The 21,766-nt window shown below is 49.6% G+C and carries 15 protein-coding genes; 13 read left to right on the plus strand and 2 right to left on the minus strand.

The window, feature by feature from the left end; translation table 11 throughout:
• Positions 1-40: 40 nt before the first annotated feature.
• The 7 genes from P40081_RS17370 (at position 41) to P40081_RS17400 (ending at position 11,217) form a co-directional block, all read left to right on the plus strand.
• Positions 41-3,985, plus strand: a complete 3,945-nt coding sequence (locus P40081_RS17370; RefSeq protein WP_042137174.1) for a discoidin domain-containing protein — start codon at positions 41-43, stop codon at positions 3,983-3,985.
• Positions 3,986-4,644: 659 nt separating this feature from the next.
• Positions 4,645-6,024, plus strand: coding sequence for a peptidoglycan-binding domain-containing protein (locus tag P40081_RS17375; RefSeq protein WP_042137176.1), 1,380 nt, complete (start codon positions 4,645-4,647; stop codon positions 6,022-6,024).
• A 143-nt stretch (positions 6,025-6,167) separates the two neighbouring features.
• A complete protein-coding gene (locus P40081_RS17380; RefSeq protein ID WP_042137178.1) occupies positions 6,168-7,757 on the plus strand; it encodes a peptide ABC transporter substrate-binding protein in 1,590 nt (529 codons plus the stop codon).
• Positions 7,758-7,873: 116 nt separating this feature from the next.
• Entirely contained in the window at positions 7,874-8,806 is a 933-nt protein-coding gene (locus P40081_RS17385; RefSeq protein WP_042137180.1) for an alpha/beta hydrolase, read from the plus strand.
• A 2-nt stretch (positions 8,807-8,808) separates the two neighbouring features.
• Positions 8,809-9,720, plus strand: coding sequence for a fumarylacetoacetate hydrolase family protein (locus P40081_RS17390; protein WP_042137182.1), 912 nt, complete (start codon positions 8,809-8,811; stop codon positions 9,718-9,720).
• A 262-nt stretch (positions 9,721-9,982) separates the two neighbouring features.
• Positions 9,983-10,756, plus strand: a complete 774-nt coding sequence (locus P40081_RS17395; RefSeq protein ID WP_042137184.1) for a flavodoxin family protein — start codon at positions 9,983-9,985, stop codon at positions 10,754-10,756.
• Between the two features lie 41 nt (positions 10,757-10,797).
• A complete protein-coding gene (locus P40081_RS17400) occupies positions 10,798-11,217 on the plus strand; it encodes an FMN-binding protein (protein WP_042137187.1) in 420 nt (139 codons plus the stop codon).
• Between the two features lie 58 nt (positions 11,218-11,275).
• Here P40081_RS17400 and P40081_RS17405 read toward each other — a convergent pair whose 3' ends face one another.
• Positions 11,276-11,959: a YitT family protein gene (locus tag P40081_RS17405; protein WP_231575380.1), complete on the minus strand. Its 684-nt coding sequence runs from the start codon at positions 11,957-11,959 to the stop codon at positions 11,276-11,278.
• A 351-nt stretch (positions 11,960-12,310) separates the two neighbouring features.
• The gene (locus P40081_RS17410; protein WP_042137189.1) at positions 12,311-13,294 is read right to left on the minus strand and encodes an SHOCT domain-containing protein; all 984 of its coding nucleotides are present in this window, start codon (positions 13,292-13,294) and stop codon (positions 12,311-12,313) included.
• Positions 13,295-13,519: 225 nt separating this feature from the next.
• Between P40081_RS17410 and P40081_RS17415 the strand changes: the two genes are divergently transcribed.
• The 6 genes from P40081_RS17415 (at position 13,520) to kdpB (ending at position 21,762) form a co-directional block, all read left to right on the plus strand.
• A complete protein-coding gene (locus P40081_RS17415; protein ID WP_042137191.1) occupies positions 13,520-16,180 on the plus strand; it encodes a sensor histidine kinase in 2,661 nt (886 codons plus the stop codon).
• Positions 16,173-16,889, plus strand: a complete 717-nt coding sequence (locus tag P40081_RS17420; RefSeq protein ID WP_042137193.1) for a response regulator — start codon at positions 16,173-16,175, stop codon at positions 16,887-16,889. The genes P40081_RS17415 and P40081_RS17420 overlap by 8 nt, the downstream gene beginning before the upstream one ends.
• 229 nt (positions 16,890-17,118) lie before the next feature.
• Entirely contained in the window at positions 17,119-17,445 is a 327-nt protein-coding gene (locus tag P40081_RS17425) for a hypothetical protein (RefSeq protein WP_042137195.1), read from the plus strand.
• Between the two features lie 225 nt (positions 17,446-17,670).
• Positions 17,671-17,748: a K(+)-transporting ATPase subunit F gene (gene kdpF, locus P40081_RS40050; RefSeq protein ID WP_144026137.1), complete on the plus strand. Its 78-nt coding sequence runs from the start codon at positions 17,671-17,673 to the stop codon at positions 17,746-17,748.
• A gap of 285 nt (positions 17,749-18,033) precedes the next feature.
• Entirely contained in the window at positions 18,034-19,710 is a 1,677-nt protein-coding gene (gene kdpA / locus P40081_RS17430) for a potassium-transporting ATPase subunit KdpA (RefSeq protein ID WP_042137196.1), read from the plus strand.
• 18 nt (positions 19,711-19,728) lie between these two features.
• A complete protein-coding gene (kdpB, locus tag P40081_RS17435) occupies positions 19,729-21,762 on the plus strand; it encodes a potassium-transporting ATPase subunit KdpB (RefSeq protein WP_042137198.1) in 2,034 nt (677 codons plus the stop codon).
• Positions 21,763-21,766: the final 4 nt, after the last annotated feature.

Genomic DNA, 21,766 nt, shown 5'->3' on the forward strand with positions numbered 1-21,766 from the left:
TTCTATGTGCCGTTCTAACATCAGATTAAGGAGGATTATAATGCGCAACAAGTATGTCGTATGGTCGCTTGTAGTAACGCTGCTAATCTCAACTCTGTTTATGGCCGCCGGACCGCTGACACATTCATCAGCTGCCGGTGGACAGAATCTGACACTTAACAAAACCATTACTTCCAGCGGCCAATCGCAAACGTATACGCCTGACAATGTCAAGGACAGCAACCAGAGCACCTATTGGGAAAGCACAAATGATGCTTTTCCCCAGTGGATTCAGGTTGACCTGGGTGCGCTTACCAGTATTGACCAGCTTGTGCTAAAGATTCCTGCAGGCTGGGAGACACGCACGCAGACGCTGGCCGTACAAGGGAGTACGAACGGTTCCACATTTACAGATATCGTGGCTTCGGCAGCCTATGTATTTAATCCATCGGCTGCTGGCAACAGTGTCACGGTTAACTTTGCAGCAGCCAGTACGCGTTATGTGCGCCTGCTCGTAACCGCGAACACCGGATGGCCGGCAGCCCAGTTCTCTGAGCTTGAAATTTACGGCTCCAGCAGCCCAACGGCCACGCCTGCAGTCACTCCTGCTGCAACACCGGTTCCAGCCGGTACCTATGAAGCAGAATCCGCTGCACTCTCCGGCGGGGCGAAAGTGAACACAGATCATGCGGGTTACTCCGGTACGGGTTTTGTTGACGGTTATCTGACCCAAGGACCGGCAACTACCTTCACGGTGAGTGTAGCTGCAGCGGGTTCGCGGAATGTTACGCTGAAGTACGCTAACGCGAGCGGAAGCGATAAGACCCTCAGCATCTATGTGAACGGAGTCAAAATCCGCCAGTCCACCTTGCCGAATCTGGCGAACTGGGATACCTGGAGCACGAAGGCCGAGCTCCTGACGCTGAACTCCGGCAGTAATACCATCGCCTACAAATATGATGCCGGTGATACGGGTAACGTCAATCTGGATCAGATTGTAGTAGCGGCAGCAGTGACCGCCACGCCGACACCTTCACCTACAACAGCTCCTACAACGGCTCCATCACCAACACCGGTACCTACGGCTACGGTGGCACCTACTTCCACAACTACACCTGCGCCTACCGCAACCCCAGTTCCGACGGCATCGGCAACACCGACAGCCACACCGGTGCCCACACCAACGGTGTCCCCTGGAGGGAACATCGCTATTGGTAAGGCAATCAGCGCATCCTCCAGCACACAGAATTTCGTTGCCGGTAATGCCAACGATAACAATACGGCTACTTACTGGGAAGGAAGCGGTAATCCAAATTCGCTCACGCTTGATCTCGGCGCCAATCATAACATCACTTCGATTGTACTGAAGCTGAACCCGGCCACGGAATGGGGGACACGGACTCAGAATATTCAAGTACTAGGACATAATCAGAGCACGACAACCTTCAGCAATCTGGTCTCCGCTCAGGCGTATACGTTCAACCCAGCCAGCGGAAATACGGTGACCATTCCCGTTACGGCAACCGTCAAGCGTGTCCAGATCAATATTACTTCCAATTCAGGTGCCCCTGCGGGACAGATTGCCGAGTTCCAGGTCTATGGAACACCTGCACCGAACCCGGACCTGACGATTACAGGCATGTCATGGACTCCGGCTTCTCCCGTTGAAACGAATGAGATTACATTGAATGCCATCGTGAAGAATAGCGGCAGTGCCGCAGCAGCGGCCACGACAGTCAATTTCTATCTGAACAATGAGCTGGCAGGCTCGGCCCCGGTAGCAGCTCTGGCAGCGGGTGCTTCGGCAACCGTGTCATTGAATGCCGGTACCCGAACAGCCGCCACCTACCCGCTCAGTGCCAAGGTAGATGAGACTAATCAGATCATTGAACAGAATGACAGCAACAACAGCTACAGCAGTCCTTCATCACTTGTTGTTGCTCCTGTATCAAGCTCTGACCTTGTAGGTACGACATCCTGGACACCGGGCAATCCGGTAGCTGGTAATAGCGTATCCTTTGCAGTCAATCTCAAGAATCAGGGGACGATTGCTTCCGCAGGAGGTGCACATGGAATCACAGTAGTATTGAAGAATTCAGCTGGCTCCACCGTGCAGACCTTCACCGGATCCTACAGCGGAGCGATTGCTGCCGGTGCTTCTGTGAATGTCTCCATCCCGGGGACATGGAGCGCTGTCAACGGCAATTACACCGTCACCACAACAATTGCTGCAGATGCGAATGAAGTTACGACCAAGCAGGCTAATAATGTGAATACCGTTAATCTGGTTGTTTATGCCCTGCGCGGAGCAAGCGTGCCCTATGCCCGCTATGATACGCAGGATGCGACCCGTGGCGGAGCTGCTGCACTGAAATCTGCTCCAAACTTCGATCAGACGCTGATTGCTTCAGAAGCATCGGGCCAGAGTTACGTAACACTTCCTTCGAATGGCTCTTATGCCCAGTGGACCGTCCGTTCAGGTCAAGGCGGCGCCGGGGTCACGATGAGATTCACCATGCCGGATTCGGCAGATGGTATGGGTCTTACCGGAGCGCTGGATGTATACGTAAACGGCACCAAAGCCAAAACCATCCCGCTTACTTCCTATTACTCCTGGCAATATTTCTCCGGCGACCAGCCTGGTGATGCACCAAGTGCCGGACGTCCGCTGTTCCGCTTCGACGAAGTACACTGGAAGATGGATACACCGCTCCAGCCCGGCGATACGATCCGTATTCAGAAGAATAACGGGGACAGTCTGGAATACGGTGTAGACTTCCTGGAAATCGAGCCAGTACCGGCGGCAATCGCCCGTCCGGCCAACTCGGTATCGGTAACCGATTACGGTGCAGTTGCGGGTGATGGACAGGATGATCTTGCAGCCTTCAACAGTGCAGTAACAGCAGCAGTCACAGGCGGCAAATCGCTCTATATTCCAGCCGGAACCTTCAATCTAAGCAGCATGTGGGTGATTGGCTCTGTCAGCAATATGATCAATAACTTTACGGTTACTGGTGCTGGTTACTGGCATACCAACCTGCAGTTCACCAATCCTAATGCTGCGGGCGGCGGGATCTCGCTCCGCATCCTGGGTAAGCTTGATTTCAGCAATGTCTATATGAACTCGAACCTGAGATCGCGTTACAACCAGAATGCCATCTACAAAGGCTTCATGGATAACTTCGGCAATAACTCTATTATCCATGATGTCTGGGTAGAGCATTTTGAATGCGGCATGTGGGTGGGGGATTATGCACGGACCCCGGCAATCTTCGCGAACAATCTGCTTGTGGAGAACAGCCGTATCCGCAACAACCTGGCTGACGGTATTAACTACTCCCAAGGTACCAGCAACTCGACCGTCCGCAACACCAATGTGCGCAATAACGGAGACGATGGTCTGGCCGTGTGGCCGAGCAACACTTTCGGTGCTCCGGATGGGGTGAATAATACCTTCTCATACAACACCATTGAGAATAACTGGCGTGCAGGCGGGATTGCCTTCTTCGGAGGCAGCGGCCATAAGGCGGATCATAACTACATTATCGACACGGTAGGCGGTTCCGGCATCCGACTGAACACGACCTTCCCGGGTGCGCATTTCAACAATAACACGGGCATTCTTTTCTCGGATACCACGATTATCAACAGCGGCACCAGCCGTGACTTGTATGACGGGGAACGCGGCGCGATTGACCTCGAAGCTTCGAGTGACCCGATCAAGAACGTAACGTTCACTAACATCGATATCATCAACACCCAGCGCGATGCGATCCAGTTCGGATACGGAGGCGGATTCTCCAATATCGTATTCAACAACATCAACATTAACGGCACAGGGCTCGATGGAGTAACGACCTCACGCTTCTCCGGCGCCCATAAGGGAGCTGCGATCTACACGTATACCGGCAACGGCTCGGCTACATTCAACAACCTGACTACCAGCAATATTGCTTATCCAAGCCTGTATTATATTCAGACCGGATTTGGGCTGCTGATACAGTAGACAGGGATAGTAAGGGGAGGGGCTCAAGCGGGCTCCTCTTTTTTGTATAGGAATTATACAATGAAAAAAATGTGCATTACACCGTATGGAAAATAAAAGGGAATGAAAGTGAAGAATCAGGCAGGAGACATAGAGATAAACGGTCATAACCTTTCTGAGGGGCTCGACAGAAGCATCGTGGAAACGGTGAATAAATCAAGTAGCCAAAATCATTCAAAATTATTACCGGAAAAATAAAAACAAGAACTACGAAAGTCGGCGTCATTATAGTGATTTATACGATTGACCGTGATGTGAATTCAACCCGCATATCCATAGTTCATTATGGAGGGGCCCTTGACCGGGACAAGGAGTGGAAGAAAGTAGAGTACATCTCGTACGATTACTTGCGGAAATTGTGCCAGAAGTTGCTTATGGATTTTATGCCGACGTGGTCTCCAAAGTAAGATCGGGTAAAGACACTTGAGTATGAGCATTAATGACTGCTGGCTCGAACGTATTACACACGTTAGAGTGATTTTAATCTCTTAGGAATTATGAGATAAACCGATCTTTTGATGAAAGACTAATTGATAATGATGACTTCAACATATAAGTGCCCATTTTCACATAATCCGCATAGAATGATGCATTAATTCTAAATAAAGGAGTGTAGGCTAATGAGTGGAATCTTAAATGTAACTATTAATGATCGAAATCAAGCGGACCCCATTGCAGGGGCAAAAGTTTTTATTACTGAACATGGATCGCGAGATAAGGTAATAAAGGAACTCGAAACTAATAATTCAGGACAAATCAATGACATTGAACTTGAATCAAGAAACGGTGGGTATTCGAATCTTCCTTACAAAAAATATGATCTAATTGTTCAAGTTCCCCCAATACAAGGAAGATATAATGAGCAACAAGAGTACATCAAATCTGGAGTTCAAGTATGGAATGATCGAATTACAGTTAATCAAGATGAATTACTCCAAATAAGACAATTAGAACTAGCGCGAGCAGGATATAGAAACAATGTCATTGAGATAGAAGAAAATAGTATTGTTCAACAAGAACCCACAAAATTAATTCAAAATCCTCTAAATATTCCAGACCCAAAACCATTAATAATAGAGTTGCCTTCTGAACCCGGGACATTATATGCTTTTCCCCCAACAATTTCAGTACCAAGATATCCGTATATACCTTCCGAGATTGATATTTATTTAGGAGCCGCTAATCCTTATGAAGCGGCTAAGCCTATTAATAAATCTAAGATTATTACCGAGGACTTTAGAAAATACTTAAGGATGGTTTCAGCCCAGGAATTTGGTGGAATAGCAAATCTAACAGAGCAAGCAGGAATAGCACTCTTTTTATTGTCAAATTCCTTCGCGTTGAATCGAGTTTACACAGAGTTATATCGTAATGTTGGTTATCAATTTAACATTACAAACAATATAAATATAGATCAACACTACCCTAAAGGTGGGATTACATTTCAGCATACAGATTTAATTGTTGAAAAATACTTCAATAAATATATAAAGATCAAAGAAAAAAACCAGCCACTATTAACGCAATATTGTGCTGGTAAAACTGATAAATGTAGCAATGGGGGGATTCCTCAAATCGGCTTAAATAATAGATCTCTGAACAATCGCGAGCTTACACATCAGGATTTATTGAAGTATTACTTAGACAAATTAAAAATTGAATTTGAAATAGTGACAGCAGACGTTGTGGAAGGCAATCCGAAATCCTACCCTGGATCTCCACTATTGCTTGGTTCTAATGGTGGTGATGTATTTTCTATACAAGAATTTTTAAAGCTTTTTAGAGAAAAGAATAAGTCATTTCCTCCAGTAGATGTAAATGGTGTGTTTGATGAAAAAACACAAAAGGCAGTACTTAAATTTCAAGAAATATACGAGAAAGGAAAGAAGAATAAAGGGGTTGTTGATGAAGCTACATGGTACAAAATGTCAGATGTGTATGTTAAAACCTTTAAACTTGCTGAACCACCGAGCCGCCTAATGCAAGCATACATGTTTTAGATGTTGATGAGCGCTATAAAGCGCTCATTTTTTATTTACATAGGATATAATTCAAGATCTTCGATAAATTACGACAGCGTAATATCTGCCCTCCATGCTATCCTATTACTAATACATAATGGCTTTACAAAGGGGAAACGTTGATGAAAAGGTTGCTTCATATCATTTTGGCAGTAGGTTTAATGATGAGTGTAACGCTCACGGGAGGGACGGGCAGTTCATCTGCTGCACAAACTAATAAGGTATTGCGTATTGGTCTGGGAAGTCTTCCAGAGGTACTGGACCCGGCGTCATCGGCAGATAAAAGTACAAATACGGCTGTCAAAGGGTTGTTTGAAGGTCTGGTCCGTTTGAACGAGGCCGGTATTGCTGTGCCTGGAACGGCTAAATCCTGGACCCTCTCCAGTGATGGCAGAACGTATACATTTACACTACGTGCTGATGCGAAATGGAGCAATGGGCAGCAGGTGCTGGCCTCGGACTTCGAGTATGCCTGGAAGCGGGCGCTCGCTCCGGAAACAGATAATCTTTTCGCGTTTAATATGTACGTCATTATTAATGCTGAGAAATATCATCAGGGAATCCTGAAGGATGCTTCTTCTCTCGGTGTTAAAGCATTGAGCAGCAACACACTTCAAGTGACCTTGAAGGAGAAAACCTCCTATTTCATTCAGTTGCTTGCGGAAAGTACTTATCTGCCGGTTTACGCTAAGACCGCAAAGGGCAACAGCAAATGGGCAACAGACATCAAATCAATGATAACTAATGGTCCATTTAAGCTAAAAGCATGGACGGATAATGAAATTTCCTTAGTTAAAAACCCTGATTATTATGCAGCCAAGGATATTAAACTGTCAGAGGTGCGTCTGCTGCTGCCGGAGAATCCGACAATCGCTTACATGAATAAAGAGGTCGACTGGGTTGGAGGCGGAGGAGAGGAATCGGTAGATTATGCTTCATTAGATAGCGCAACCGAAAGGTCTTTAGATGAGGCACCTTATGCTTCAACCTATTTTTATCAATTCAATCTGAGTAAGGCTCCTTTTAACAACTTGAAGATCCGCAAAGCATTGGCGATGGCGATTGACCGTGAAAGTCTGCGTTACGGCAATCCGGCGTATGGATTTGTGCCGCCAAGTATTCACGGAGCGAAGCTGAATTTTCGCTCAGAGATGTCCGGCCGGGCATATTTTAGAGAGGATGCTGCGGCGGCCAGGGTATTGCTGAAGGAAGGATTGAGAGAATCGGGACTTGCCAAACTGCCGGTATTTACAATTATTGTGAATGATGGCAGTAATCATGGCGCTATCGCCAAAAAAGTCATTGATGGCTGGCATAAGAATTTAGGAATTGATGTAAATATAGAAATTCAAAGCTTCCCGGAGCTAGTGAAAAACCGCGAGAATCAGAATTATACCATGGCAAGAGCGGGCTGGACCGCTGACTTCAATGATCCGGCTTCGATGATGGAGCTATTCAGTTCACAAAGCGTCTCTAATGATACAGGGTGGAGCAATACAGTGTATGATCGTTATATGCACCAAGCCCAGCAGACAACAGACACTGGAAAACGTATGGAAATTTACGCCAAAGCAGAAAAGCTGCTTATCGAGCAAATGGCGGTTATCCCGCTATTCTATTGTGTCACTGATCTTTTGAGTAATCCCAATATCCAAAATGTATACGTCGACTACGACGGGTCTATAGCTTTTACAAGAGGGTTTTGGATGTGAATCTATACAGGAGCTCGGTATCTTACCGCAGCTCCTTTTTTGCACCTGAACGCATCGGCAAGACAAGGTATGAATAGAAGTGGTAAAATTTACTCAACTGATTTCACAGGAGGCAAATGATGATGCGGATTGAACCCAGAGAGCTCAGCTACAAAGCATTCCCTGCATCGGAAGCGACAGCGGCGGGGATGAAAGTACTGTCTATGAATCCTGACGCGGTCTATTGCACGGTGCTGCACAATCATACCTATTGCGAGAGGGACGGTCGGCCCCTGCATATGCATCTGATATTACCCTCCCAGCATGAACGTCCGGATGCTACCTGGCCGCTGCTGGTGTTCGTGCAAGGTTCGGCATGGAGACAGCAGCATCTGGATGCGAATCTCGCACCGCTGTCCTGGATATCCAGACAAGGCTATGCTGTTGCAATCGTGGAATACCGCCCGTCAGACTTGGCGCCGTTCCCCGCGCAGATCCAGGATGCCAAGACAGCTATACGGTATCTGCGGAAGAATGCCGGGCAGTTTAGAATTGATCCGGAGCAAATCGTAATTTGGGGAGACTCCTCCGGCGGTCATACGGCAGTGATGACGGGGATAACTCCGCATGACAAGACGCTCGATACGGATGTGTACGACGGATTATCCTGCGAAGTGAAGGGAATCATCGACTACTACGGTCCTGCAGATATTACCCGGATGAATGAGGCGCACTCAACGATGGACCATGCCGGAGCAGATTCTCCCGAAGGCCTGCTGATCGGAGGTCTGAATGTCCTGGAGAATCCGGTGCAGGCGGAACCAACCATTATTATGAATCATATTTCGCAGGAAGTGGACATTCCACCTATACTGATTATCCATGGCAATAAGGATCGCCTGGTTCCTTTTGAGCAAAGTGTGCTGCTGTACAACGACCTGAAGCAAAAGGGCAAGGATGTTGAGTTCTACAAAATAGAGGGAGCCGATCATGGCGGCCAGGACTTCTGGTCTGATGATGTGCTCGGTATTGTTCATGCTTTTATTACAAGACTATACGGGGCGGTCTAGATATGAAACTACTATCCTATATTCAAGAAGGCGTTACCCGCGTTGGAGTACACACGGAAGCCGGCATACTGGATGTTGAACATGCTTTGACAGCATCAGGTTACCTGAAAGGAACAAGCTCCGTAACACTGCAGAACGTGATTGCCGGAGGTCCGGAAATGCTATCGTACCTTAACGAACTTGCCCGGCAGGCAGTAAGGGGATTAACTGTGCCAGAATCAGATTCTGTAGTTCTGCTTGACGAATCCACGCTGCAGCTTGCCCCCTGTGTTCCCAGGCCCGGCAAAATTATCTGTGTCGGACTCAATTACCGCAAGCACGCAGAAGAAACGAATGCTCCTATACCGCAGACGCCAATTCTGTTCAGCAAATTCAATAATGCGCTGGCAGCTCATCTGGAGCCGGTACCGCTGCCTGCTGCCTCGCAGAAAGTAGACTATGAGGCCGAGCTTGTAATCGTGATGGGCCGGACGGCCCGGAATGTCTCCAGGGAGGAAGCCTATAAGTATGTTTATGGATATTGCTGCGGCAATGACTTCTCCGCCCGCGATCTGCAGATGCGGACCCAGCAGTGGCTCCTGGGCAAAACCTGTGATAAATTCGCTCCGGTCGGCCCCTATCTCGTAACTGCGGATGAAGTGGGGGACCCGAACCAGCTTGCAATTTCGTGTACCGTTAACGGCGAGCTTCGCCAGTCATCCAATACAGCCGATATGATCTTTAAGTGTGATGAGATTATCAGCTATATTTCACAGCATTTCACACTGGAGCCGGGAGATATGATTATGACAGGTACTCCGGAAGGCGTTATGCTGGGGTATCCGCCGGAGCAGCAGGTATATCTGCAAGCCGGGGATACAGTAACCGTAGAGATCGAGAAGCTGGGACGGTTGACGAATACGATGACAATTTAGTATGGACTAATCTTCCGGTTGAATACTATACGGGCATGATGAGGTCATGAGCGGATAACGCTTGTGGCCTTTTTAACATGCCGGAAGGGACACAATAATAAGTAGCAAAGTCTTCACTAATCGTTCAAGATCATGCAGTATCCTGCCAGACAATGGGGCATATCTATGTTATTATATGAAATGAATGAATATAAAAATATTCATTCATAAGCACAATTCCGAAATGAAAGTAGGATCTCATCACTACTCTGGAGGGACAGTCATGAAGAAAGTCACCGCAATCATTGGTAATCAGCAAAAGCATGCCACGTACAAGGCAGTCTGCGAATTTGAAGCTCGGCTAAGGACATACGGGGAGATTGAGTTTGAGTACATTTTCCTGAAGGATTACAGGCTTGAATTCTGCCGGGGCTGCAAGGTCTGCTTCAGTAAAGGCGAAGAATTTTGTCCGCTCAAAGATGACCGGGATGTGCTGATCGGGAAGATGGAGAACTCCGACGGCGTTATTATGGCCACTCCGAATTATGCATTCCATGTATCGGCATCGATGAAGAATCTGCTGGACCGGCTGGCTTATGTATTTCATCGGCCACAGTTCTTCGGCAAGACTTATACAGCTGTCGTCAACCAGGGCATTCACGGCGGCAAGGGTATCGTCAAATATCTTAGCAGTATGGGGGAGAATCTGGGCTTCCAGGTAACCCGTGGCTGTGTGCTTCATACGATGGAGCCTATAACACAAGCTGCCCGGGAGAAAAATTCACAGGAAATCCGCAAGGCCGCCGCCAGATTCTACAAAGGGCTTATGCGTCCATCCCCTCCGGCGCCAACGTTGTTTAGACTGATGCTGTTCCGCTTGTCCCGGACCAGTATTCATAACATGCTGGATGACAAGTCCAAAGATTACCGGCATTACAAGGACAACGGCTGGTTTGAGTCGGCTTATTATTACACGGCATCTCTAGGGCCATTCAAAAGGCTGGCCGGACGTATATTTGATCTAATCGGAAGAAGAATGGCCAAGAATGCAAAATAATGAATGAATACAGTTATATTCATTCATAAGAGGTGATGTAAGTGAAACCAAAGTGGAAACGCAACCTGCTCATAATGTGCATTTCTGTAATTATAATTGTATTGGTTGGACTTGCTGCAGGCTGGCTGTTCACGGAGAAAGAGCGGCGTGAAGCCCGGAATGTTCAAATCGGTGAAGTGGATTTCAAACAGCTGCATGCAGGCAATTATGTTGGTGAATACGCAGGCGGGATGTATAAATGGAGGGCGAATAAGGTTCAGGTAACTATTGCAGCGCAGAAAGTAACAGCGATTAAGCTACTGGAGCACGCGGAGAATCAGCCTGCGGCTTCTACGGAGGAGCTGTTCGGCAGAGTGATCCAGGCTCAATCGCTGCAGGTAGACAGTATCAGCGGTGCTACGCTTACGAGCAAAGCTTATCTCAAAGCGATAGAAGATGCACTTGATCGAGCACAGCGGTAACAAGCATCAACCAGTGCTCGGGATCGCTGACTTGGCTGAGACTGCTTCAATAACACGATTAAGAAGCTTCCGCCGCCGGTAGGATACGGGTTTGGGCCGGGGCTTTGGCCGGAGCAGCGAAGCGGCTTTTGAACAAATGAATCATGAAGGACAGGATGACAATCGAAAGAACGGAGTAGAGTCCCTTGAACAGCCCGATGGAGTAGAACGACCCGGTGATGATCAGACCGTCAAGCACGAACATAACTTTCCCCGGATTCCAGCCGAACTTTTTATGGAAAATTAGAGCCAGGATATTGCTCCCGCCCAGCGATGAGCCGTTCAGGAACAAGTAGGACATCCCGAGACCCATGACAGAGCCGCCGATTGCTGCTCCGAACCAGCCCGGAAGTACGAATTCAGGCAAGCGGGCAGCTGCAGCCGACATCAGGCTTAATGAAGAGACAGCGAACAGCGTGGATACGGTGAATTTCCAGCCCATTTTGAACAGGGACAGCACGTAAAAGGGGATGTTGACCAGAAGATACGTAACGGAGAAAGAAGTACCCAACCAATAGGATAAACTGAGCGACAAACCGACGGTTCCACCGGTGATGATCTCGGAATGCTTGAGGATAAGTACACCAATGCTCACGATAAGTGTGCCCAGCAGCACCTTGAGGATTTGCAGTATTCCTTGTTGTAATCTCTGGCTGGCCCTGATATTTCTTTGCTCAGTGAACTCCAGTTGAATTGTATTCATGTCAGGTTTACTCACTCCATCTCTATATTGAATCATTGTTATGATTATAAAGGGAGTTCGGAAATCCGGCAAAAACATACATTGCTGCGCGTCCGCTTGTGCGCGTATATCCTTTAAAAGGATAAAGTACCGCTTGATACAGTTGGTTTTTCGGATTTTTTATATTGAGCTGACAGTGCTGTCTTGTCGCCAATTCTCGAAACAGAGGCTGTTATTAAACTAGAACATGCATGTTATATTTGCTCACTTATGTTTCTTACTAGATTAGAGCATCATGAATTTTACTCACAAAAAAGAGCTAAGCCTCCTGCCACAGCAGAGGTCCTAGCTCTTCAAGATTCATGCGAGAAATCAGCTGTTCAGCAGCTCTGATTTCTTCCGGTCGAATTCCTCTTGGGTAATTGCGCCCATATCCAGCAATTGCTTGAATTTCAGCAGTTCATCCGCGGCACTAAATTTCTCCGGTCTTGCAGCAGCAGTTGTTGCCGGCTCTGGCTTCGAATCAAACCCTAAGTCAAAAAATTCACCTTCAATTACATTAATCTCCGAATCTGCAACCGCACGCTGCACCTTATCCCTGTCCTGCGCCAGTTGAGCTTCCGAATAATGATCGCAAGCATCATACAAAGCTTCCCGCAGGCGGTGCCCCATAGGCTTCATGGAGAAATAGGTCATCCCGCCGGAGAGAAGTCCGCCCAGAACAGGTATGAACTTGGATGCGCCTTGGGCAAAGGTTTTCTTGGTGATTTTAATCCCGATATAAGAGGAGATTTTCTTCAGCAGCGGGTAATACATCGTTTGGGCCAAGTCTTGCCGGGTCTGCTCATTCAGCAGCTGCCGGGAATTAGGTGCGTTCAGAATTCGCAGCATCGGAGCAGAGCCGGCCACTCCGAACATAACTCCCAGATATAATGTAAGCTCACGGCTAACCTGCTCCGAGTCCGGGGTGTTGCCTTGCCACAGATCCGCGCCCCCATACAGGTAGGCTAATTCCTGGGACAAGCGCATGGCTACGCCAAAAAACTGCAGGGTGTCTGCCGGAATGGTCGCCGCCATGGCTAATCCTCCCGGAAGGCCGGCTGCTGTGGAAGCTGCTGTACTTAAGATAGTACGCTTTTCAATTAGCGTCTTGGCTAGTTTGTCAATGACCGATAGGCTGATCCCTGCCTCAAGCGGTCCTCGTTCCAGAATGGTACTCATATTTCCATAAGTATCATATTTGGCAAACTGCTGTGCAAGGAATTCACTCCGGTCTACTTGTACACCGGGAAGCTTCACTGCACCTGCCAAAATCATCTCCATTGTCCCTTGCCCGGATTGCTGTTCGTTTGTCATCTCAGATCTCCTTAGAATCGGTATGTTGAAATTTGCTACTCTACAATATTCGGCACCGCCGGCGGATCACCTCCTAAATACTGCCATCCATCCCCTCATCTTAATGCAATCTTAATGCCACAGCCAATTCCGTAATGTCATGCTGATTGTGCACATGCTATACTGACGCTATCATTAAGAGTACGAACGCACGGCATGATGCCCATATAGGAAGGAACCATTCGAATGGCAGGATACACAACGGCTGAGAAGCAGCGGGGCAGGCTGAAAATATTCTTCGGATACGCACCCGGGGCAGGCAAGACCTGTGCTATGCTCTATGCCGCCCATGAAGAACAAAAGGAAGGTCTTCAGGTGGCCGCAGGCTTTATCGAGTCTCATAACAGAGCAGATACGGCGGAGCTGCTGTCAGGGCTTGAGCGTCTTCCACCGCTGGAAATATCTATTCACGGGGAAATAGTCCGGGAGTTTGACATTGACCTCGCGATCCGCAGAAGGCCGCAGCTGATCCTGGTCGATGATCTCGCCCACACCAATGCTCCGGGAGGCCGCCACAAAAGAAGATATCAGGATGTGGAGGAGCTGCTGCGGGCTGGAATTAACGTATACACCACGGTAAATGTTGAACATATAGAGAGTCTGACCGATGTCGTGACCTCCATTACGGGTATTCCTGTGCTGGAGCGTATTCCGGACAGCGTATTTGACCGTGCGGATCTGGTGGAGTTTGTTGATGTCGGACCCGGCGATCTGATCGACCGTTTAAATAAAGGCCGGATATATCCGGATGAACAGCTGCAGCAGAGGCATGCCGGTTTCTTTATTCCCGAAAAGCTGATTGCCCTGCGGGAAATTGCACTGCGTTATACAGCGGACCAGCTGAACAGAATTGCTGTACAGCTCGGGGAGAAGGCGGCCAGTGCTACCTTTTATACGAAGGATCATATACTGGTCTGCCTGTCCTCGGCTATCTCCAGCAAGAAGGTGATCCGCACTGCGGCCAGAATGGCCGACGCCCTGCATGGAACGTTCACGGCACTGTATGTGGAAACGTCGAGGACGAAAGAATTAACCGCCAAGAACAAGGCAGAGCTGCGTGAGAATCTGAGGCTGGCAGAGCAGCTCGGGGCACAGGTCGCGACCGTATATGGGGAGGATGTTCCCGGACAAATTGCCGAATACGCCAAAACAAGCCGGGTCTCCAAGATCGTTCTGGGACGTTCGCAGCACAAAACCCGCTGGCCGGCCAAATCTAACATTGTCGACAAGCTGACGGCGTCCGCTCCGAATATCGATATTTATATTATTCCGGATAATGGGCCTTCCATGTACAAAAAGTTCCCGCAATATGCCAAATCTCCGCTTCTGACGCTGGCTGATACCGGTAAAACTATAGGCATCCTGCTGGTCTGTACATTGATCGGGTTATGGTTCAAGTATCTCGGCTTCAGTGAAGCCAATATTATCACCGTGTATATCCTGGGTGTTCTGCTGGATGCGATGGTCACAAAGGGGCGGCTGTACAGCGCGGTTACTTCAATTTTGAGTGTGCTTGTCTTTAATTATTTCTTTACTGCTCCTTTTTTCTCTCTGCAGGCCTATGATTCCGGTTACCCGGTGACTTTTCTGGTCATGCTGTCAGCTTCGTTTATTACGAGCACACTGACCTTGCGGGTGAAGGAACAAGCCAGGGAATCCGCGCAAAAGGCTTACCGGACTGAGGTTCTGCTGGAGACAAGCCGGAAGCTGCAGCAGGCCAAGGATACCCCGGCGATCATCAACGAAACGGCACTGCAGATGGTCAAGCTGCTGGACCGGAGCATTATTGTCTATGAGGTGGTAGAGGGGGAGCTTGCCGAACCGCTGATTTTTGCCAAGGAGGAAGCTGCAGTTGATCCCCAGAGCTATATCTTCGATGATGAACGCAAGGTTGCGGAATGGGTGCTGCAGAATAATAAACGGGCAGGAGCTTCTACAGATACGTTCTCGGCAGCTCATTGTCTGTATCATGCGGTACGCGGAGGGGATACGGTCTTTGCGGTGGCGGGCATTGTAATGGAGCAGGAAGAACCGCTGGAGGTTTTTGAGAAAAGCCTGATGATTGCCATGCTGGGTGAATGTGCCCTTGCCCTGGAGAAAGATAAGCTGAATGAAAAGCAGAAGGAAATCTCTCTGCAAATTCAGCAGGAACAGCTGCGTACCAATCTGCTGCGGGGCATTTCACATGATCTGCGCACACCGCTTACGAGTATTTCCGGCAATGCGGGCATACTGATCGGCAACTCGATGGTCCTGAATGAAGAGCAGAAGAAGGAACTGTATAACGATATCTACGATGATTCCATGTGGCTGATCAATCTGGTGGAGAATCTGCTGTCTATTACCCGTATCGATAACGGCGCCCTTCACCTGAATTTTCAGGCGGAGCTGCTGGAGGAAGTGATAGCCGAAGCCCTGCTGCATGTAAACCGCAATAAGGATGAGCATCACATTGAGATCCGGCTGGAGGATGAGCTGCTCATGGCCAGAATGGATTCACGGCTGATTATTCAGGTCATCATCAATCTGGTGGATAACGCGATCAAATATACTCAGTCCGGGTCTCATATAACGGTATCCGCCAGACGCGAGGCGGGCTGGGTTGTGGTGGAGGTCGCTGATGATGGCCCCGGCATTTCAGCTGAAGCCAAAGCCAAGGTGTTCGAGATGTTCTACACGGCAGACAACGTGCGCGGCGACGGCAGGCGCGGATTAGGCCTAGGGCTGGCACTCTGCAAATCGATAATCCACGCCCATGGCGGCAATATTGAATTACGAGATCACGCACCGCAGGGGACGGTATTCAGCTTCACCCTGCAGGCAGAAGAGGTGAACGTCCATGAATAAACCTTTGATACTTGTGGTAGAGGATGACAAGCCTATCCGCAAGCTGATTACGACAACACTGGAGACCCAGGGCTATAAATATCATACGGCGGAGACAGGGGAAGCTTCGATTCTGGAGGCCGTGTCCAGTCAGCCGGATATCATGATTCTGGATTTGGGACTGCCCGATATGGACGGTGTCGATATTATCCGGAAGGTCCGGGCCTGGTCCAATATTCCGATTATTGTGGTCAGTGCGCGCAGTGAAGACCGGGACAAGATTGAAGCGCTCGATGCGGGGGCAGATGATTATCTGACCAAGCCGTTTAGCGTGGAGGAGCTGCTGGCCAGGCTACGGGTCAGTCTGCGCCGGATCCGGGGGGACAGCGAGAAGCTGATGAAGGATTCGTCTGTTTTTACCAACGGGAATTTACGGATCGATTACTCGGCAGGCTGTGTCTGGCTGGAGGATGACGAAATCCATCTGACACCGATTGAATATAAGCTGCTGTGCCTGCTGGCCAAGAATGTGGGTAAGGTATTGACCCATAATTACATCCTGCATGAAATCTGGGGCAGCCATACGTATGATATTCCGGCACTGCGTGTATTTATGGCTACGCTCCGGAAGAAGATCGAGAGTACACCCTCACAGCCGAAGATTATCCAGACGCATATTGGTGTCGGTTACCGGATGCTCCAGGCGGGAGACGACAGCAAGGTGATCTGAACCGGCTGGCGGAATCCGCACAGCTCCGGTTCCAAATAACTTCCATAACCATGTCCTTAACGGACATGGTTATTTGTCGTTCCAGCTATGGAGGCGGCTACCTGGAGCGGTTGCGCTACCGGCATTTTAACGAAATCTTAATTCACTGAAGCAAACCCTAATCCTGAACTAATGGCGGGAGTGGTAAGCTGAACCGGAAGTGAAACACAGAAGAAAGAAGGCAATATTCATGGATCTGATGTTTAGAAATATCGGTCTGCTCACGGTCATAACAACATTACTGGTGCTGATCAAAAAGAGATACGACTGGATCGGCCTGCAGCAGGAAGGCTGCTATGAGAACTGTGATGTATATAAAGCAGCGGACCGGTTCGCTAATGGAGCGTCTCCAGAGGAGGTCAGGGCGATTCTCGCAGACAGCTTCGAGTTCGATCCGAAGGGGACGGAACAGATTCTTGCCCGGGCGCTGCCCCGCAGAATGGAACCGGACGGGGGCCATCAGGCTTTTATCCAGGCGGTCAATCAGGTGCTGGGAGAGGATATTTACCGCTCTTAATGTCATCTTAATACGCCTGCTGAAACCCTAACCCTGAACTAACGGGAGAAATGTTACGCTAGACCGGAAGTTACAAGAGAGAGATTCTTATAAATTCGGATGAGGAGTGGCAAAGACAATGATGGATGTGTATATGACGGTGGCCTTGGCAGCGGTATTCGCTTTGTTCTACGCATTTGTGCAATGGTGCGGTCATGTAGTGGATGAACAAGGGGGGAATGAGTGATGGCGGTAGTCCTTGCGGCAACGTTACTCCTGTTTCTGTATCTGGTTTATGCTTTGATTCATCCGGAGAAATTTTAAAAAGGGGGCTGTATAAAAAGATCTAAAAATCAGTGTCAAAAAGGTTAGTCGTGACTGCGTGAATATTTGGACTTCCGGCCGCTGTTGTCATCAGATTTCTTGATTTATACCGCTGATCGCGGTGGAAATCCGCTGACAAAGGCGTACGCATTCGCTCCTACAGTTCCAAATATCCCCTCCGTCACTTTACCTTATAACGTTGATTTTTAATCTATTGATACAGTATGGAGAGAGAGTAGGCAAGAAAGAAATGAAGGTTAGTTTGTATATTGAGGAGGGTCATCCGTGGGTATTGTGCAAATTATAGCAGTCATTCTAATTCTGGTGCTGCTGGTGAAACCGGCAGGAACTTATCTATATCATGTATTCTCAGGTGAACCGAACCGGACAGACCGGATCTTCGGCGGAACGGAGAGAGGCATTTACCGTCTGATCGGGCTGAAGCAGCGGGGTGGGATGTCCTGGAAGAAATATGCGGTCAGCTTTATTGTAACGAATATAGCCTTGGTAACATTCAGTTACATCCTTCTGCGGCTGCAGAAGGGGCTTCCGCTCAACCCGGGCGGGATTGGCAACATGGAAGAGACGCTCACCTTCAATACGGTGATTAGCTTCATCACCAATACGAATCTTCAGCATTACAGCGGGGAGACAGGCGTGTCCTACTTCTCACAGATGGCTGTAATGACGATGCTGATGTTCACTTCGGCGGCCAGCGGATTCTCGGTAGCTGTCGCTTTTGTCAGAGGGATTACAGGACGCAGCTCGGTGGGGAACTTCTTCGAAGACTTCGTCAAAGCGCATATCCGGATCTTCATTCCTCTCGCGCTGCTTGTAACACTGGCGCTCGTTGCGCTTCATGTGCCGCAGACACTGAAACCTGCACTTGAGGTTACGACGCTCGAGGGGCAGAGCCAGCAGATTGCGATCGGGCCGATTGCCTCACTGGAATCCATTAAGCATATCGGAACGAACGGCGGGGGCTTTTTCGGAGCGAACTCGGCGCATCCTTTTGAGAATCCCAGCCCGCTGAGCAATGTGCTGGAGATTCTCTCCATGTGGCTGCTTCCCGCTTCCCTGCCGTACATGTACGGGAAGTTTGCCAGGAACAAACGCCAGGGCTGGATGATTTTTGGTGCGATGATGACGTTGTTCGTGGTGCTGCTGGGACTGAATTATGCTGCTGAAAGTGCGGGTAATCCGGCGGTTAACGCGATGGGCATTGATGCCTCGCAAGGCAGTATGGAAGGTAAAGAGGTGCGGTTCGGAATTGCGCAGTCTGCTCTGTTCACCACAGTTACAACGGCGGCCACAACCGGCAGTGTGAATAATATGCATGATACGCTGACGCCGCTCGGCAGCATTACACCTCTAACGCTGATGATGTTGAATAACGTGTTTGGGGGCAAGGGCGTCGGGCTGGTCAATATGCTGATGTATGCAATACTCGGCGTCTTCCTATGCGGGCTGATGGTCGGCCGGACGCCGGAATTCCTCGGGCGGAAGATTGAGGCGAGGGAAATGAAGCTGATTGCCATAGCCATTCTGATTCATCCGCTGATTATTCTGGTGCCGACCGCCGCTGCTTTTCTGACCGACCTTGGTCAAGGCAGCATCAGCAACCCCGGATTCCATGGAATGACCCAGGTCCTGTATGAATATGTCTCCTCTGCCGCCAATAACGGCTCGGGGTTTGAAGGATTGGCGGATAATACTTCCTTCTGGAATATAACGACCGGTATCGTCATGCTGCTGGGACGCTATGTTTCGATTATCGCCATGCTGGCAGTCGCAGGCTCCCTGCTGCGCAAGAAGCCGGTGCCGGAGACGATTGGTACCTTCCGTACGGATAACGGACTGTTCACCGGAATACTGATTGGGACGGTGCTGATTATCGGCGCGCTGACCTTCTTGCCGGTCATTGTCCTCGGTCCAATTGCAGAATATTTGACTTTACGGTAGGGAGAGGGAGAGAAGAGAATGAGTACTGTACAAAGAAAAAAACTGCTGACAGGTCCTATCCTTCTAAGTGCGGCCAAGGACAGTGTAGTGAAGCTTAATCCGGTTACGTTAATGAAGAATCCGGTCATGTTCGTGGTTGAGGTCGGCACGGTAATCGTACTGCTTATGGTGCTGGCACCAGGCTACTTCAATGCGGAGCATTCGGTAGGTTTCAATATTTCGGTATTCTTCATCCTGCTGTTCACGGTGCTGTTCGCTAACTTCGCCGAAGCACTGGCTGAGGGGCGCGGCAAAGCGCAAGCCGATTCGCTGAAAAAAACGAAGCAGGACATTACAGCCAATAAGCTGGCCGGATCAGCGATCAAGCAGGTTCCGGCCTCCGAGCTGCGCAAAGGCGACGTTGTTCTCGTCAGTCAGGGGGAAATGATTCCCGGTGACGGTGAGGTGATTGAAGGTTTGGCCTCTGTGGATGAATCGGCGATCACCGGGGAATCGGCGCCGGTCATTAAGGAAGCCGGTGGTGACTTCGGCTCAGTTACAGGCGGCACCCGCGTAGTCAGCGATCAGATCAAGGTAAGGATTACAAGTGATCCGGGCGAATCCTTCCTGGACCGGATGATCTCGCTGGTCGAAGGGGCCAAACGCCAGAAGACACCGAATGAAATTGCCCTGAACACGCTGCTGATCAGCTTGACGATTATATTCCTGATCGTTGTGGTTACGCTGCGTCCAATCGCTGATTACATCGGCGTTCAGCTGGAGATCCCCGTGATGATTGCTCTCCTGGTCTGCCTGATCCCGACTACGATCGGCGGACTGCTGTCAGCCATCGGGATTGCCGGGATGGACCGTGTTACCCAGTTCAATGTGCTGGCAATGTCAGGTAAAGCGGTGGAAGCCGCCGGGGATATCAACACAATGATCCTTGATAAAACCGGGACGATCACCTTCGGCAACCGGATGGCGAGCGAATTCGTCACGGCAGGCGGTGAGTCAGGCACTGAGCTGGCCGCCTGGGCGGCGGTCAGCTCGCTGAAGGATGAGACGCCGGAAGGGCGCTCCGTACTGGAGCTGGCCAAGAAGCTGGAGCTCAGCTATGACGGCAGTCTTGCCGAAGGCGGAGCATTCGTCGAGTTCAAGGCTGAGACCCGGATGAGCGGTATCGATCTGCACGACGGACGCCTGGTGCGTAAGGGAGCCGTGGATTCCGTGAAGAAATGGGTGCTGTCCCAGGGCGGTGCAGTACCGGCCGATCTGGACAGCAACTCGGATGCGATTGCCCGGTTAGGCGGCACACCGCTTGCGGTTGCAGTAGATAACCGGATCTACGGGCTGATCTATCTGAAGGACACGGTTAAACCCGGCATGAAGGAACGCTTCGATGAACTGCGCAGCATGGGGATCAAGACCATCATGTGCACAGGCGATAATCCGCTGACGGCGGCTACCATTGCCCGTGAAGCCGGAGTCGATGACTTCATTGCCGAGAGTACACCGGAGGACAAGATTGCGGTTATCCGCCGCGAGCAGAATGAAGGCAAGCTGGTAGCCATGACCGGTGACGGAACCAACGATGCGCCTGCACTGGCACAAGCCGATGTGGGGCTTGCGATGAACAGCGGCACGACCGCTGCCAAGGAAGCCGCGAACATGGTCGATCTGGATTCTGATCCCTCCAAGATCATTGAGGTTGTAGCAATCGGGAAGCAGCTGCTGATGACCCGCGGGGCGTTGACTACCTTCAGTATCGCTAACGACATTGCCAAGTATTTCGCGATTATCCCGGCGATGTTCACATTGGCGATTCCGGAGATGGAAGCCCTCAATGTGATGGGACTCGGCTCTCCAAGCTCTGCCATTATCTCGGCGCTGATCTTCAACGCCATCATTATCCCGCTGCTGATTCCGCTAGCTATGCGCGGTGTCTCCTATAAGCCGATGAGCTCTACGAAGCTGCTGGCGCGGAATATTGTCATCTACGGTCTTGGCGGCGTCGTTGTTCCGTTCGCAGGGATCAAGCTGATTGATATGATCGTAAGGATATGGATTTAGTGAA

This window comes from Paenibacillus sp. FSL P4-0081 (genome assembly GCF_000758565.1).
In the GTDB taxonomy this organism is placed as follows: Bacteria; Bacillota; Bacilli; order Paenibacillales; family Paenibacillaceae; genus Paenibacillus_AQ; species Paenibacillus_AQ phytohabitans.

Coding starts and splice junctions, on each gene's coding strand:
- P40081_RS17370 (WP_042137174.1), top strand. CDS start 41: ATGCGCAACAAGTATGTCGTATGGTCGCTTGTAGTAACGCTGCTAATC.
- P40081_RS17375 (WP_042137176.1), top strand. CDS start 4,645: ATGAGTGGAATCTTAAATGTAACTATTAATGATCGAAATCAAGCGGAC.
- P40081_RS17380 (WP_042137178.1), top strand. CDS start 6,168: ATGAAAAGGTTGCTTCATATCATTTTGGCAGTAGGTTTAATGATGAGT.
- P40081_RS17385 (WP_042137180.1), top strand. CDS start 7,874: ATGATGATGCGGATTGAACCCAGAGAGCTCAGCTACAAAGCATTCCCT.
- P40081_RS17390 (WP_042137182.1), top strand. CDS start 8,809: ATGAAACTACTATCCTATATTCAAGAAGGCGTTACCCGCGTTGGAGTA.
- P40081_RS17395 (WP_042137184.1), top strand. CDS start 9,983: ATGAAGAAAGTCACCGCAATCATTGGTAATCAGCAAAAGCATGCCACG.
- P40081_RS17405 (WP_231575380.1), bottom strand. CDS start 11,959: ATGAATACAATTCAACTGGAGTTCACTGAGCAAAGAAATATCAGGGCC.
- P40081_RS17410 (WP_042137189.1), bottom strand. CDS start 13,294: ATGACAAACGAACAGCAATCCGGGCAAGGGACAATGGAGATGATTTTG.
- P40081_RS17415 (WP_042137191.1), top strand. CDS start 13,520: ATGGCAGGATACACAACGGCTGAGAAGCAGCGGGGCAGGCTGAAAATA.
- P40081_RS17420 (WP_042137193.1), top strand. CDS start 16,173: ATGAATAAACCTTTGATACTTGTGGTAGAGGATGACAAGCCTATCCGC.
- P40081_RS17425 (WP_042137195.1), top strand. CDS start 17,119: ATGGATCTGATGTTTAGAAATATCGGTCTGCTCACGGTCATAACAACA.
- kdpF (WP_144026137.1), top strand. CDS start 17,671: ATGGCGGTAGTCCTTGCGGCAACGTTACTCCTGTTTCTGTATCTGGTT.
- kdpB (WP_042137198.1), top strand. CDS start 19,729: ATGAGTACTGTACAAAGAAAAAAACTGCTGACAGGTCCTATCCTTCTA.